The following is a 13,225-nucleotide window of genomic DNA, read 5'->3' on the forward strand; positions in this document are numbered from 1 at the left end:
TTTCGCCCGGCAAGAATCCTTGTCCCCGGCGCGCGGCCGCGGGCTTAGGGCCGCAACCGCTTCTCGGCCGATTTCAGCGTCGAGCGGACGAACTCGACGGGGGGATCGGTTTCGGCCAGGACGGCTTCCTTGATGGCGCGGGGCTCGCCGAACAGGTGGCCCTGGCCCAGGGCGACGTCCAGTTCGAGGATGTCGACGACCTGCTTCTCGCTCTCGACCTTCTCGGCGATCAGCTCCAGGCCGTGACGGCGCGTCAGGGGGGCGAAGTCCCCGGCGCGGATGTCCGGCTGGCTGGGCAGGGGGGCGGCGCCGTCCAGGTCTAGCAGCTGCTCGATCAGCAGGTCGGCCGCCACCTTGACGAACCGCACGTCCGACCGTTGCAGGTCGGCGAAGTCCAGGTCCAGCGTCTGCACCTTGTCGATGGAGAAGCGGAAGCCCAGGTCGGCCAGCTTGGCCATGTTGCGCGCCTCGACGGCGCCGCGCGCGTCGAACACCGCCTGGCCCAGCTCGAAGATGAGGGCGTCCTTCAGGTCGCGGTTCTGGCTCAGGAAGTCGAGGAACTGCGGAAAGAAGACGTCGTCGCCCAGGGAGGCCAGGGAGATGTTGCAGAACACTCCGACCTTTCGGTCCTGGCCGGCCAGGCGGCGCACGATCTGGGCGCAACGGAACAGCAGAAGGTTGTCGATGGCGGGCAGCAGGCCCTCGCCCTCGGCCACGGACAGATACTCGGCCGGCATCATGATCCGGTTCGACGGATCGCGCAGGCGGGTGAAGCTTTCGTAGAAGACGGTCCGGCGCTGGGGCAGGGTGACGACCGGCTGCAGATAGAGGTCGACGCGGTTTTCGGTTAGGGCGTCGTGGACGGTCTTCAGCAGGGTATTGGTCTGGACCTGGCGACGCCCCTCATAGGTGTCGGCGGTTAGGGGCGAGGCGGCCAGCCGCTCGTCGATCGACTCGCTCATCTGCTGGATCAGGCCCTCCAGCATGCGCACCTCGCCGGTCAGGGCCTCGGTGCGCGACAGGGCGCCGCTCTCGATGGCCTGGGCCAGGTCGGTCAGGGCGCCTTGCGTCGACTCCATGGCGTCGGCCAGAAGGCGGTGGGCCTCGCGCACCTTGGCGATCTCGCGGCGCAGGGCGCGACGGTCGGCCAGGCCGGTGACGATGGCGTGGACCCCGGCCAGGATCCCCAGCGCGCCCAGGGCTCCCGCCGCGCCGGCGCCCGCTCCCAGACCGGCGCGCCAGATCGTCGCCCCGATGGTCAGGGCGAGGAACAGGTAGCCGAAGAAGAGGAAACCGCCGGTGATCTTGCGCATGGGGCCGGTCAGAACCGCCTTTCCCTGTAGAATCGATCAAGTATCACGGTAACAAAGCCTAACGGCTAGGGTCCACGCGGGCAAACGCGCGGTAAAAGGAGGTTAACGCATGGAATTGTTCGACCTGACCGGCAAGGTCGCCGTCATCACCGGATCCTCCAAGGGCATCGGCAAGGCTATCGCCGAGCGTCTGGCCGAACACGGCGCCCGTGTCGTCATCTCCTCGCGCAAGGCCGGACCGTGCGAAGAGGTCGCCGTCGCCATCAATGACAAGCACGGCGAGGGCCGCGCCATCGCCGTTCCTGCCAACATCGCCTCCAAGGAAGACCTGCAGCGGCTGGTGGACGACACCCGCACCGCCTTCGGCCGGATCGACATCCTAGTGTGCAACGCGGCAACCAACCCCTACGCCGGGCCGATGGCGGGCATCAGCGACGAGCAGTTCGAGAAGATCCTTCAGAACAACGTCATCTCCAATCACTGGCTGATCCAGATGGTCGCGCCCGAGATGCTGGAGCGCAAGGACGGGGCGATCCTGATCATCTCCTCGATCGGCGGGCTGCGCGGCAACGCCCTGATCGGCGCCTACAACATCTCCAAGGCGGCGGACATGCAGCTGGCGCGCAACCTGGCGGTGGAATACGGGCCGTCGAACGTGCGGGTGAACTGCATCGCGCCGGGCCTGGTTCAGACCGATTTCGCCCGCTACCTGTGGGAAAACCCCGAGCTGCTGAAGACCGTCACCGACCCCGCGCCGCTGAAAAGGATCGGCCAACCGGATGAAATCGCGGGGACGGCGGTCTATCTGTGCAGTCCTGCGTCGGCCTATGTGACCGGCCAGACCCTGGTGGTGGACGGCGGACTGACGATTGCCTGGTGAGCGTGAAAACAAGGTCTCATTTCTGCAGGACCTGAACTGGCGGCTGGAGGCGGCGGCCTTCAAGGGGCTGTTCGGCTTCCTGCGCCTGATGGGCGTGGAGCGAGCCTCGGGCTTCGGCGGCAAGCTGCTGCGGACGCTGGGGCCGCTGACCGGCACGCACAAGACGGTGACGCGCAACCTGCGGATCGCCTTCCCTGACATGGACCCGGCGGAACGCAACCGACTGGCCGTGGAGCAGTGGGAGCAGACCGGCCGGACCTTCGCCGAACTGGCGGTCATGGATCGGCTGACGCCCGACAGCGGGCGCATCGACCTGGTGGGCATGGAGCGGCTGCGCGCGGTGCGCGACTCTGGCCGCCCGGTCGTGCTGATCTCGGGTCACCTGGCCAATTTCGAGGTGATGGCGGCGGTCATCATGGCGGCGGGCGTGCCGTGCCAGGTGACCTATCGCGCGGCCAACAACCCTTACGTCGACGCCCTGATCCGCCATAGCCGCGAGCGCTACGGCATCAAGCTGTTCGCGCCCAAGGGCGACGGCACGCGCGAACTGATGGCGGGGATGAAGCGCGGCGAATCCATCGCCCTGCTGGTCGACCAGAAATACAGCCAGGGGCCGGAGGTCGAGTTCTTCGGCCAGCCGGTCAACGCCTCGCCCGGCGCGGCGCGCATGGCGCTGAAGTTCGGCACGGTGATGCAGCCCCTGTCGGTGGTGCGCCTGCCCGGCGTGCGCTTCCGCGTCACGGCGCATGAGCCGATCATTGTCGCCGACACCGGCGACAAGGCCGCCGACGTGAAGGCGGGCGTCCAGGCGGCCAACCGCTTCGTCGAGGATCGGGTGCGCGAGCATCCGGTCGACTGGTTCTGGGTCCACAAACGCTGGCCGCCCCAGGTCTATGAGGCGCTGCGGGCGTCCGAGGCTTAGCCGACGACGGGGTCGTCCGCACGGCGGAAGGGGCCGGCGTAATCCCGCGTCCCCGTGCGGCGCCGGTCCGGCCCGAAATAGCCGGGAGCCCGCACGAAGGCGCGCGGGCGCAGGATCACCGCCTCGATCCGCCTCAGCAGGGTGCCGGCCTTGACCGGCTTGGCGACGAATTCGGTGACGCCGGCGTCGCGCGCCTCGGTGACGCGGCTGCGCTCGGAATGGCCGGTCATCATGATGACGGGCAGATAGGGGTTGGGGCTGTCGTTGCGGACAGCGCGGGTGAAGGCGACCCCGTCCATCGGCTTCATGCGGAAGTCGACGATGGCTATGTCGATGGCTTCCCGGCGCAGCGCCTCCAGCGCCCCGGCGCCGTCCTCGGCCTCGGTCAGACGGCCGACCCCGACGGACTTCAGCATGGCGGCCACGATCGCCCTCATGTTGGGATTGTCGTCGACCAGCAGGACGTGGATCGAACCCAGGGCGGACATGTCAGCGCCCGGCGGCGGCCAGATATTCGCGGGGTCCGGCGTAGGCTTCCTGCCGCGACACAGACCAGTAACGAAGGGCGGACAGGGGGATGTCGGCGCCGCTGACGGCGCAGCGCACCACGGCGCCCGCGGACAGGACCGCGAAATCCCCGTCGCCGTAATGCAGGACGGCCAGGGCGGGCCTTTCGGAGGCGGACGGAGTGCTCATGCGCCGCATCATAGCTCGCCGAATGAAGGGAGCGAGGGGCGAATCACCTTCATTTGGGCCTTCTGGCCCCTATTAACGCGGAACTTCGCCATGCTTCGCTCCGGACCCGCCGTTTTGATCGCCGTCGCGGCCCTGGCGTCGGCTTTAGCGCCAGTCTCCGCGGCGGCTCAGGAGGGACCCGCCCGGCCGACGATTCGCGACCTGGGCCGGGCGCCGGGCATTCTCTCGCCGGGGCCGCTGAACGCCATCACCGATGTGGCCGGGGTGCGGGTCGGCCAGGTGACGCTGCGGTCGGGCGACAGCGTCCGCACCGGCGTCACCGTCGTAGTGCCGCACGGCGGCGACCTGTTCCGCGACAAGGTCCCGGCCGGGCTGTCGGTCGCCAACGGCTTCGGCAAGCTGGCGGGCGCGACCCAGATTCGGGAGATGGGCGAGATCGAGACTCCCATCGTCCTGACCAACACCCTGTCGGTGGCGCGCGGCATCGACGGCGTCCTGGACTGGACGCTGAAACAGCCGGGGCATGAGGACGTCCGCTCGGTCAACGCCGTGGTGGGCGAGACCAACGACGGCGGGTTGAACGATATTCGCGCCCGCGTGGTCACGGCCGCCGACGTGGTGCGGGCCATCGAGACGGCGACGTCGGGGCCGGTGGCGCAGGGCGCGGTCGGGGCGGGGACGGGCACCATCGCCTTCGGGTTCAAGGGCGGGATCGGAACCAGTTCGCGCAAGCTGCCCTACAGCCTGGGCGGCTTCACCGTGGGGGTGCTGGTGCAGTCGAACTACGGCGGGGTGCTGAGCATCGACGGGGCGCCGGTCGGGGTGCGGCTGGGCCGCTACTATCTGCGCGAAGAGGTGGAGAATGAGCGCGCCGACGGCTCGATCATGATCGTGGTGGCGACCGACGCGCCGCTGTCGGACCGCAACCTGGAGCGGCTGGCGAACCGGGCCTTCGCCGGACTGGCGCGGACGGGGGCGGCGTTTTCGAACGGGTCGGGCGACTATGCCATCGCCTTCTCGACGGCGGAAGGCGTGCGGCGGACGGCTGAGCGCCGGGCGGGGCAGGCGAGCGTCGCGGACTGGCCCAACGACCGCATGTCGCCCCTGTTCGTCGCGGTGGCCGAGGCGACCGAGGAGGCCATTTTCAACTCCCTGCTGAAGGCGCAGACCACGACCTCGGTGATCGACGGCAAGACGGTGACGGTCGAGGCGCTGGACATCGAGGCGGTGAAGGCGGTGCTGGGCGAGGGGCGCTGACCTTCTCCTCCCCATGCAATGGGGAGGTGGATCGGCGGCGCAGCCGACGAGACGGAGGGGCCGCTTGGTTCCGCTGTCCCAGGTTTCTGGCAGGAAGGTTCGGAGGTTTTCGTGCCGCAAGCCCCTCCACCGCTGCGCGGTCCCCCTCCCCATTGCATGGGGAGGAAAGGGTCAGAACAGGTCGCCTTGGCCCGGCGGCGGGGCCTTCGGACGCGGGGCGGACTTGGGCGTAGGCGTCGGGCGCGGGGTTGAGCCCTCGCCGTCGATGGTCGCCCCTCTCGCCCCGTCGCCGAAGACGATCCGCACGGCCTGGCCGGGCGACAGGGCGGCGGCCGAGGCGATCATGGCGCCGTCGGCGTCCTCGATGCGGGCGAAGCCGGGCTTGGGCCGCTTGGGGTCGAGGGTGGCCAGCGCCCGCGACAGGGCGGCCAGCCGGGTTTCGTCGCGGTCCAGCCGTCGCTTCATCGCCGGGCCGAAACGGTCGGCATAGGCGGCCAGCCGGTCGCCGCGCCGCTCGATGGCGCGGTCCAGCAGGCCCCTGGACAGGCGCCCGGCGACGACCGCCAGTTGGCGTTCGTGCACGGCGACGTTGCGGTGAAGGCCCGAGCCCAGGCGGCTGGCGGTGTGGTCCAGCCGTTGCTGCGGCAGGGCCAGCAGGTCTTCGGGGCGGGCGGGCAGGCCGCGCGCGGCGGCGCGCAGGCGGGTGCGGCGGTCCTCCAGCATCCGCGCCCCGGCGCGCGACAGGCGGCCCTCCAGATCGCTGAGCGCCCAGCGCAGATCGGCCAGCACCGGCGTGGCGATCTCGGCCGCGCCGGTCGGGGTCGGCGCCCGGCGGTCGGAGACGAAGTCGATCAGGGTGGTGTCCGTCTCGTGCCCCACAGCCGAGATGATGGGGATGCGGGCGGCTGAGACCGTGCGCGCCAGACCTTCGTCGTTGAAGCACCACAGGTCCTCGACCGAACCGCCGCCGCGCGCCACGATCAGCAGGTCGGGGCGGGGGATCGGCCCGTCCGGCGTCATCTGGTCGAAGCCGCGGATGGCGTTGGACACCTGGCCGCAGGCGGCGTCCCCTTGAACCACCACGGGCCAGACGATGACGCGGCAGGGCCAGCGCTCGGCGATGCGGTGCAGGATGTCGCGGATGACCGCGCCGGTCGGGCTGGTGATGACGCCGATGGTCGCTGGGAAGGTCGGCAGCGGCTTCTTCTTCGCCGGGTCGAACAGGCCTTCGTCGCGCAAGCGGATCTTCAGCCGCTCCAGCTGGGCCAGCAGGGCGCCCGCGCCCGCCGCCTCCATGCTCTCGATCACGATCTGATAGGAGGAGCGCGCCGGATAGGAGGTGATCTTGCCGGTGACGATGACCTCCAGCCCCGTCTCGGGCTGGACGCCCAGGCCGCGCACCACGCCCTTCCAGATCACGCCGTCGATGGCCGACTTGTCGTCCTTGAGCGTCAGATAGACGTGGCCCGAGGCGTGGCGGTTCACCTTGGAGACCTCGCCGCGCAGCCGCACATGGCCGAAGCGGTCCTCGAGCGTGCGCTTGAGCGCGAAGCTCAGCTCCGAGATCGACAGGGGCGGGTTGTTGTCGCGAGCCGGGGCGGGCGTCTGGGCCGCGCCTTCGAAGGCGTAGTCGTCGTCGGAATGCATGGCGCCACCCTAGCGGGACCGGCGGCGGGCGCAAAGGCATGGAGCATCGCGGCGAAGCGTGGCGGAACGGCCGCGTCCCGGCGCGCGTTGGCCCGCCATGATTCAGTCTTCAGATCCTGGATCGCCCGACGACCTGCCGCCGGATCAGGCGCGGGAGCGCGACATGGCGCGCCGCAGCAACAATCCGACGCTGAGCCTGTGGCTGGTTCTGACGCTGATCCTTCTGGCCGGCGCCGGCGTCTATGTGGTCTCGGCCCTGTTCTAGCGACTTACGGAGATTTTCTCATGATGAGGTCTTTGCTCGCCGCCGCTTCGGTCACGGTCCTGATGGCTGCCTGTTCGCCGGCGCCCCGTCAGGCCGAGACGCCCGAGGCGGCGCCTGACGCCGCCTCGGCGCCCGCCGACACCCCGGTCGCCCCAACGGGCGCCATGGCCCTGGGCCTGACCGCGACGCAGCTGGAGAATGCGGCCCTGGCGGCGCCTGACGGGACCGGGCTGGGAGACATCCAGCGCGTCGACGTGAACGGGGCCGGGCAGATCACCGGCCTGGTGGTGGCGCCGATCGGCGCCGGCGAACGCTGGGTGCGGCTGCCGCTGGAGGGGCTGACCGTCAAGACGATCGGCCAGGACCACCTGGTGGTGGCCGACCTGACCCTGGATCAACTCAAGGCCATGCCCGCCTGGGCCCCCTGATCATTGCCCGACGCGTCGCCGGTAACCCTTTCCGGCGCTTGACCGCGGCGGCGCGTCCGGTCATTCCGCCAGCATGAACATTCTGCTCGTCGGATCGGGTGGGCGCGAACACGCCCTGGCCTGGAAGATCGCCCAGTCGCCGCTGGCGACGCGGCTCGTCGTCGCGCCCGGCAATCCCGGCATGGCGAAACACGCCGAGCTGCGGCCCGAGTTCAAGGTCACCGACGCCGAGGGGCTGGCGGCCCTGGCGCGCGAGATGAAGGCCGATCTGGTCGTGGTCGGCCCCGAGGCGGCCTTGGCCGAGGGCCTGGCCGACCGGCTGAACGCGGCGGGCATCCCCTGTTTCGGCCCCACGGCCAAGGCGGCCCAGCTGGAGACCTCCAAGGCCTTCTCCAAGGCCTTCCTGCAGCGCCACGGCATCCCCACGGCGGGCTATGGCGTCTATGAGGACGTGGCCGAAGCCAAGGCCGCGCTGGCGCAATACTCAGCCCCCTATGTCATCAAGGCCGACGGCCTGGCGGCGGGCAAGGGCGTGGCCATCAGCCCGGATCGCGCCGACGCCGAGGCCGAGATCGAGCGGATGCTGGGCGGCCGGTTCGGCTCGGCTGGGTCGCGCGTGGTCATCGAGGAATTCATGGACGGGGAGGAGGGCTCCCTCTTCGCCCTGTGCGACGGCAAGCGGGCGGTGCTGTTCGGCGGCGCCCAGGACCACAAGCGCGCCTTCGACGGCGACCTGGGCCCGAACACGGGCGGCATGGGGGCCTATTCGCCCGCCCCGGTCTTCACCCCCGAGCTGGTCCAGCAGGCCGACGAGCGCGTGGTCCAGCCGACCATTCAGAAGATGGCCGAGGAAGGCGCTCCCTATCGCGGCGTTCTCTACGCCGGCCTGATGGCGACCAGCGACGGCCCCAAGGTAGTCGAGTTCAACGCCCGCTTCGGCGACCCGGAATGCCAGGTGCTGATGATGCGTCTGGACGGGGACATCGTGCCCCTGCTGCTGGCCTGCGCGCGCGGCGACCTGACCCAGGCCCCGACGCCCCGGTTCAAGCCGGGCGTGGTCATCTGCGTCGTGCTGGCGGCCAAGGGCTATCCCGACAGCCCGCTGGAGGGCTCGGTCATCCGCGGCGCCGATCAGGACTTCGGCCCCCACGTCCAGGTCTTCCACGCCGGGACGCGCAAGCGCGACGACGGCGCCCTGGTCGCGGCGGGCGGTCGGGTGCTGAACGTCTGCGCCTATGGCGAGGACGTGGCCCAGGCGCGCGAGCGCGCCTATGCAGCCATCGCCCAGATCGACTGGCCCGGCGGCTTCCACCGCAGCGACATCGGCTGGCGGGCGTTGGCGCCGCGCTGACGCGGTTGCCGCTTCGGCTCAGGTCATGGCGAAAAGCAGCCGGCCCTCGCCCATGCGCTCGCGCAAGGGGACCAGGTCGGCGTGGGACACCGAGAAGCAGCCGTACGACCGGCCCAGCTTGCCCTCGCGCGCCAGGAAGGCCGGATCGGCGTAGTCGGCGCCGTGGATGATGATGGCCCGTTGGCGCGCCCGGTCGTTGGTAGGCTCCAGCCCGTCGAGCAGGACGTTCGGCCCCTGCTGGCTGCCCCAGCCGGCGCCGCCCGTGGCGTAGGCGCCGATCGAGGACATATGGCTGTCGGGCTTGTTCGAGAACCGCTCCGCATAGCCTGAATGCTTGGGGTCCGAGCCCCGGCCGTGGCTGGTGCGGTAGGCGGTGACCCGGCCGCCTTCGAGATCGACCTCGTAGAAGCGTTCCGAGCCCGAGAACTTCTGGAAGTCGACCAGATACATCCGGTCGCGCTGGATGATCCTGTGGCCGTGGGCGTCCAGGGCGGCGCGGGCGCGCTCCATCAAATCCTTACGGACGAGGCCTTGGGGGTCGATCAGCGCGCCAGCCTCGGCGACCTGAATCTGCGGCGCGGCGGCTCGGTGGGGCAGGATCGGAAGGGCGGGCACCACGGCTCCGGCCAGCTTCACGCTGGAGGTCGAGGCGGCGGACGAACACCCCGCCAGAAGGGCGGAACCGCCCAGGATCAAGCCACGTCTGGAAAGCCGCATGCAACGCCCCCCGCACCGTTAAACAACTGTGCCGGCTTGTTTCATGAACCTCGCCGGGGAAGCAACCTTGGCCTTGGCGCGAAGTTTGGAATGGTTATGTTGCCGCGTGGAGTTCTGGGAGGGATTCGTGAAAAAACTTGCCCTGATTGTGACCGCCGCCGTTCTGGCTGCGACCGGCGCCCAGGCGCGCCAAGCTGCGGCGCCCGCGCCGGTTTCCGCTGAACAGCCGACGCGGTTCGTTCAAGTGGGGCGGCTCTTGGCCGATCCGGCCAGCGGCCGAGTGCTGCGCGATAAAACTCTCGTGATCAGAGGGAACCAAGTCGTTGAAATCCGCGACGGCTTCGTCGGCCAGGGCGACGTGGTCGACCTGCGCAACGCCTTTGTCCTGCCCGGCCTGATCGACAGCCACGTCCACCTGGGCAGCGAGCAGAGCCCGAACAGCCGCCTGGACCGGGTGACCCAGTCCAATGCCGACCAGGCCATGATCGGCGCGCGCCACGCCCGGCGCACCCTGAACGCGGGCTTCACCACCGTGGCCGACCTGGGCGGGGCCAATGAGGCCATCTTCGCCTTGCGCGACGCGGTGCGGCGCGGCGACGTGGCCGGTCCGCGCATCATCGCGGCGGGTTCGTCCGTCTCGGTCCACGGCGGCCACGGCGACGCCAACGGCTATCGCGACGACATCCTGCACGTCCTGTCCAACGAGAGCGTCTGCTCAGGGGCCGAGGACTGCCGCCGCGCGGTGCGGACCCAGGTGCGCGCGGGCGCCGACATCATCAAGATCACCGCCACGGGCGGCGTGCTGTCGAACACGGCCGCCGGTCTGAACCAGCAGTTCACCCAGGACGAACTGGCCTCCATCGTCGAGGTGGCGCACCGCATGGGCCGCCAGGTGACGGCCCACGCCCACGGCGTCGACGGCATCAACGCCTTCCTCAAGGCGGGCGGCGATTCCATCGAGCACGGCACCTATCTGGACGACGAGTCCATGCGGCTGTTCAAGGCGAACGGCGCCTGGCTGGTGCCGACCCTGCTGGCGGGGGATTTCGTGGCCCGCGTGGCCTCCGGCCCGGACAACTTCTTCACCCCCGCCCAGAGCGCCAAGGCGCTGGAAGCCGGGCCCAAGATGCTGGACATGGCGCGGCGCGCGCACCGGGGCGGGGTCAAGATCGCCTTCGGCACCGACTCGGGCGTCTCGGCCCACGGCGACAACGCCCAGGAGTTCGCCCTGCTGGTCCGTGCGGGTCTGACCCCGCTGGAAGCCATCCAGGCGGCCACGGTCGGCGCGGCCGAGCACCTGAAGATCGCCAATGATGCGGGCCGCATCGCGCCGGGCATGCCCGCCGACCTGATCGCCGTGTCCGGCGATCCGCTGAGCGACGTCACCGAACTGGAACGCGTCCGCTTCGTAATGAAGGGCGGCCAGGTCTTCCGTCAGGACTGAGGCTTCAGCCGATCCCGCAGGAAGGCGGCGAAAGCCGCCTCATCCTCGAAACGCGCGGCCACGGGCCAGGGTGACACCCTGGCCCTTTTTTCTGGGCTGAGCCGGACCCAGTCCTTTTCCGTCGTCACCAGACCGGCGCCGTAAACCGAGGCGCGGTCGTTCAGGAAGGCGAAGTCGCGGTCCGACAGTTCGGCGTGGTCGGGATAGGGCACGAAGTCCTTGAGGTCGCAGCCCGCCGCGATCAGCGACCGCTCCACCTTCCACGGCTTGGCGATCCCGGCGAAGCCGACCTGGGGGCCGGGCGGCGGCGGGGCGGCGGGCTCCAGCCGGGCGATGAAGACGGGCAGGTCGCCGAAGACGGCCAGCAGCTCGGCGTCGGCCTCGGGCGCATCGGCGGGCAGCAGGACGACCACGCCGTCGGCCCGCGCCAGGCCAGCTTTCAGCGGCTCGCGCATCGGACCGGAAGGGAAGACCGAACCGTCGCCGAAGGGCCATTCGTCGCCGCGCGTCTCGCCGTCGACCACGACCAGGCTGAGCGTCTTCTTCAGGGCCGGGTTCTGGTGGGCGTCGTCCAGCACCAGGGCCTGGGCGCCGTCGGCGGCGGCGGCGCGGGCCCCGGCCACGCGATCCCGGGAGATCCAGGCGGGCGCGCCCTGCGCCAGCATCAGCGGCTCGTCTCCGACGTCGGCGGCCGTGTGACGGACCAGGTCGACGCGGACGGGGCCTTCGAGCCGCCCGCCGTAGCCGCGCGACAGGGCGGCGGCGTTGATCCCTTGCGCGTGCAGCAGGCGCAGCACCTCGCGCGCGATCGGGGTCTTGCCTGAACCGCCGACGGTCAGATTGCCGATCGAGACGACCGGGGCGCCGGGATCGGCGGGGACGGCGCGGGCGATACGGCGGGCCGTGACCCCGGCCCAGATCCAGGAGGCGGGCTTGAGCAGCATCCGCGTCACCGGGGCGTGGCGCGCGTCGCGGCTGTACCACCAGCGGGGGGTGTTCAGCTTCATCGGCGCCTCCGCGACGGGGCGGCGGGCAGGTGCGCCTGCAGCGCCAGCCACAGCCGGTCCAGGCCCGCGGCGGCCTCGGAGGCGGCGCGGCGGGCTCGCTCGCCCATGTCGCGGGCGGCCTCAGGATCGGCCAGCAGGGGGGCGACCACGGCGGGCAGTTCGGCGGGCGACAGCACCGAGACCAGGCCGCCCGCCTGTTTCAGCATGCGCGTGACGGACTGCCAGTTGCTGGCGTCCGGCCCGGTGACGATGGGCTTGGCCAGGCGGGCGGGCTCGAGCGGATTGTGGCCGCCGACCGCGCCGCCGCCCAGGGCCGGGGCGAAGGAGCCGCCCATGACCACTACGTCGGCCAGGCGCAAAAACAGGCCCAGTTCGCCCAGGGTGTCGGCCAGGTAGATGTCGGTGTCGGGACAGATCGCCTGGCCCTGGCTGCGCCGGGCGAAGCGGTAGCCGTCGCGCGCCAGCCCCTCGGCCACCCCGTCGCCGCGCTCGGGATGGCGCGGCACGACGATCAGGAACAGGCGGTCAGCCAGATGGTCCAGCGCCCCGACGATGGCCGTTTCCTCGTGCTCGTGGGTGCTGGCGGCGACGACCACGGGGCGATCGTCGATCAGGGCCGACAGGCGGGAAAACTCGCCCTGGTCATAGGGCAGGGGCTCGCCGGACAGCTTCAGGTTCACCTGGCTGTCGACGCGGGCGCCCAGGGCCGTCAGGCGGTCGGCGCTGTCCTGGTCCTGGGGCCAGACGTGGGAGAAGCCCGCCATCAGGGCGCGCGCCATGCCGGGCGCCTTCCTCCAGCCCTCGGCGGTCCTGTCGGTGATGCGGGCGCTGACCAGGGCCAGGGGCACGCCGCGCTTGCGGGCCGTGGCCAGCAGATTGGGCCACAGCTCGCTCTCGACGAAGACGCCGACATCGGGCCGCCAGTGGTCGAGGAAGCTCGCTACGGCCGAGGGGGCGTCCACTGGGGCGAACTGGTGGATGACGCCGGGCGGCAGGCGCGTCGCCAGCACCTGGGCCGAGGTCAGGGTGCCGGTGGTGACCAGCACCGTCACGTCGGGCCGGTCCTTGCGGATGCGCTCGGCCAGGGGAAGGATCGACAGGGCCTCGCCGACGCTGACGCCGTGGATCCAGACCAGGGGGCCGTCCGGGCGCGGCAGGCCGGGCTGACCCAGCCGCTCGTCGACCCGGGCCGGGTCCTCCTTGCCCTTGGCGACGCGGGCGTCCAGCAGGCGCGGAGCCAGGGGCTCCAGCAGGCGGGTCAGGGCCTGATAAGCCAGAAGGGCGGGGCTGAAGACCAC

Annotated in this window: 14 protein-coding genes; 7 read left to right on the plus strand and 7 right to left on the minus strand. The window is 70.7% G+C overall.

Going from position 1 to position 13,225, the window contains the following annotated elements:
* Positions 1 to 44: 44 nt before the first annotated feature.
* Entirely contained in the window at positions 45 to 1,313 is a 1,269-nt protein-coding gene (locus tag D8I30_RS08710; protein ID WP_121482398.1) for an EAL domain-containing protein, read from the minus strand.
* Between the two features lie 109 nt (positions 1,314 to 1,422).
* Between D8I30_RS08710 and D8I30_RS08715 the strand changes: the two genes are divergently transcribed.
* Together D8I30_RS08715 and D8I30_RS08720 are read left to right on the plus strand one after the other, a co-directional pair.
* Positions 1,423 to 2,193 (plus strand): SDR family NAD(P)-dependent oxidoreductase, encoded by a 771-nt coding sequence (locus D8I30_RS08715; protein WP_121482399.1) that lies wholly within the window; start codon positions 1,423 to 1,425, stop codon positions 2,191 to 2,193.
* Positions 2,183 to 3,115, plus strand: a complete 933-nt coding sequence (locus D8I30_RS08720; RefSeq protein ID WP_121482400.1) for a lysophospholipid acyltransferase family protein — start codon at positions 2,183 to 2,185, stop codon at positions 3,113 to 3,115. Before D8I30_RS08715 ends, D8I30_RS08720 begins: the two co-directional genes overlap by 11 nt.
* On the opposite strand, the gene D8I30_RS08725 is transcribed toward D8I30_RS08720, so the two are convergent.
* Positions 3,112 to 3,603, minus strand: a complete 492-nt coding sequence (locus D8I30_RS08725) for a response regulator (protein WP_121482401.1) — start codon at positions 3,601 to 3,603, stop codon at positions 3,112 to 3,114. The two genes, D8I30_RS08720 and D8I30_RS08725, sit on opposite strands and share 4 nt — an antisense overlap.
* 1 nt (position 3,604) lies before the next feature.
* On the minus strand, positions 3,605 to 3,811 hold the full coding sequence (locus tag D8I30_RS08730; RefSeq protein WP_121483465.1) for a DUF2093 domain-containing protein: 207 nt from the start codon (positions 3,809 to 3,811) through the stop codon (positions 3,605 to 3,607).
* 90 nt (positions 3,812 to 3,901) lie between these two features.
* Here D8I30_RS08730 and D8I30_RS08735 point away from each other — a divergent pair, with 90 nt between their 5' ends.
* On the plus strand, positions 3,902 to 5,068 hold the full coding sequence (locus tag D8I30_RS08735; protein ID WP_121482402.1) for a P1 family peptidase: 1,167 nt from the start codon (positions 3,902 to 3,904) through the stop codon (positions 5,066 to 5,068).
* Between the two features lie 171 nt (positions 5,069 to 5,239).
* Here D8I30_RS08735 and xseA read toward each other — a convergent pair whose 3' ends face one another.
* A complete protein-coding gene (gene xseA, locus D8I30_RS08740; protein ID WP_121482403.1) occupies positions 5,240 to 6,715 on the minus strand; it encodes an exodeoxyribonuclease VII large subunit in 1,476 nt (491 codons plus the stop codon).
* 97 nt (positions 6,716 to 6,812) lie between these two features.
* Between xseA and D8I30_RS14415 the strand changes: the two genes are divergently transcribed.
* From D8I30_RS14415 to purD, 3 genes are all read left to right on the plus strand, one after another.
* Positions 6,813 to 6,980, plus strand: a complete 168-nt coding sequence (locus D8I30_RS14415; RefSeq protein ID WP_162938845.1) for a hypothetical protein — start codon at positions 6,813 to 6,815, stop codon at positions 6,978 to 6,980.
* 20 nt (positions 6,981 to 7,000) lie between these two features.
* Positions 7,001 to 7,408 carry a hypothetical protein gene (locus tag D8I30_RS08745; protein ID WP_162938846.1) on the plus strand — a complete coding sequence of 136 codons (408 nt, stop codon included), beginning with the start codon at positions 7,001 to 7,003 and terminating at the stop codon, positions 7,406 to 7,408.
* A gap of 73 nt (positions 7,409 to 7,481) precedes the next feature.
* Positions 7,482 to 8,759, plus strand: a complete 1,278-nt coding sequence (gene purD / locus D8I30_RS08750; RefSeq protein ID WP_121482405.1) for a phosphoribosylamine--glycine ligase — start codon at positions 7,482 to 7,484, stop codon at positions 8,757 to 8,759.
* Between the two features lie 18 nt (positions 8,760 to 8,777).
* On the opposite strand, the gene D8I30_RS08755 is transcribed toward purD, so the two are convergent.
* The gene (locus tag D8I30_RS08755) at positions 8,778 to 9,476 is read right to left on the minus strand and encodes a murein L,D-transpeptidase catalytic domain-containing protein (protein WP_121482406.1); all 699 of its coding nucleotides are present in this window, start codon (positions 9,474 to 9,476) and stop codon (positions 8,778 to 8,780) included.
* A 127-nt stretch (positions 9,477 to 9,603) separates the two neighbouring features.
* Here D8I30_RS08755 and D8I30_RS08760 point away from each other — a divergent pair, with 127 nt between their 5' ends.
* Positions 9,604 to 10,920 (plus strand): metal-dependent hydrolase family protein, encoded by a 1,317-nt coding sequence (locus D8I30_RS08760; protein ID WP_121483466.1) that lies wholly within the window; start codon positions 9,604 to 9,606, stop codon positions 10,918 to 10,920.
* Here the strand turns inward: D8I30_RS08760 and lpxK are convergent.
* Both lpxK and D8I30_RS08770 read right to left on the minus strand, forming a co-directional pair.
* Positions 10,911 to 11,927, minus strand: a complete 1,017-nt coding sequence (gene lpxK / locus D8I30_RS08765) for a tetraacyldisaccharide 4'-kinase (protein WP_121482407.1) — start codon at positions 11,925 to 11,927, stop codon at positions 10,911 to 10,913. The two genes, D8I30_RS08760 and lpxK, sit on opposite strands and share 10 nt — an antisense overlap.
* Entirely contained in the window at positions 11,924 to 13,225 is a 1,302-nt protein-coding gene (locus D8I30_RS08770; protein ID WP_121482408.1) for a 3-deoxy-D-manno-octulosonic acid transferase, read from the minus strand. The genes lpxK and D8I30_RS08770 overlap by 4 nt, the downstream gene beginning before the upstream one ends.

Source organism: Brevundimonas naejangsanensis, assembly GCF_003627995.1.
Taxonomy (GTDB): Bacteria; Pseudomonadota; Alphaproteobacteria; order Caulobacterales; family Caulobacteraceae; genus Brevundimonas; species Brevundimonas naejangsanensis_B.

Excerpts from the sequence above, each read along its gene's own strand:
- purD (WP_121482405.1), top strand. The coding sequence starts at position 7,482 with ATGAACATTCTGCTCGTCGGATCGGGTGGGCGCGAACACGCCCTGGCC.
- D8I30_RS08725 (WP_121482401.1), bottom strand. The coding sequence starts at position 3,603 with ATGTCCGCCCTGGGTTCGATCCACGTCCTGCTGGTCGACGACAATCCC.
- D8I30_RS08745 (WP_162938846.1), top strand. The coding sequence starts at position 7,001 with ATGATGAGGTCTTTGCTCGCCGCCGCTTCGGTCACGGTCCTGATGGCT.
- lpxK (WP_121482407.1), bottom strand. The coding sequence starts at position 11,927 with ATGAAGCTGAACACCCCCCGCTGGTGGTACAGCCGCGACGCGCGCCAC.
- D8I30_RS08735 (WP_121482402.1), top strand. The coding sequence starts at position 3,902 with ATGCTTCGCTCCGGACCCGCCGTTTTGATCGCCGTCGCGGCCCTGGCG.
- D8I30_RS08710 (WP_121482398.1), bottom strand. The coding sequence starts at position 1,313 with ATGCGCAAGATCACCGGCGGTTTCCTCTTCTTCGGCTACCTGTTCCTC.
- D8I30_RS14415 (WP_162938845.1), top strand. The coding sequence starts at position 6,813 with ATGATTCAGTCTTCAGATCCTGGATCGCCCGACGACCTGCCGCCGGAT.
- D8I30_RS08715 (WP_121482399.1), top strand. The coding sequence starts at position 1,423 with ATGGAATTGTTCGACCTGACCGGCAAGGTCGCCGTCATCACCGGATCC.
- xseA (WP_121482403.1), bottom strand. The coding sequence starts at position 6,715 with ATGCATTCCGACGACGACTACGCCTTCGAAGGCGCGGCCCAGACGCCC.
- D8I30_RS08755 (WP_121482406.1), bottom strand. The coding sequence starts at position 9,476 with ATGCGGCTTTCCAGACGTGGCTTGATCCTGGGCGGTTCCGCCCTTCTG.
- D8I30_RS08730 (WP_121483465.1), bottom strand. The coding sequence starts at position 3,811 with ATGAGCACTCCGTCCGCCTCCGAAAGGCCCGCCCTGGCCGTCCTGCAT.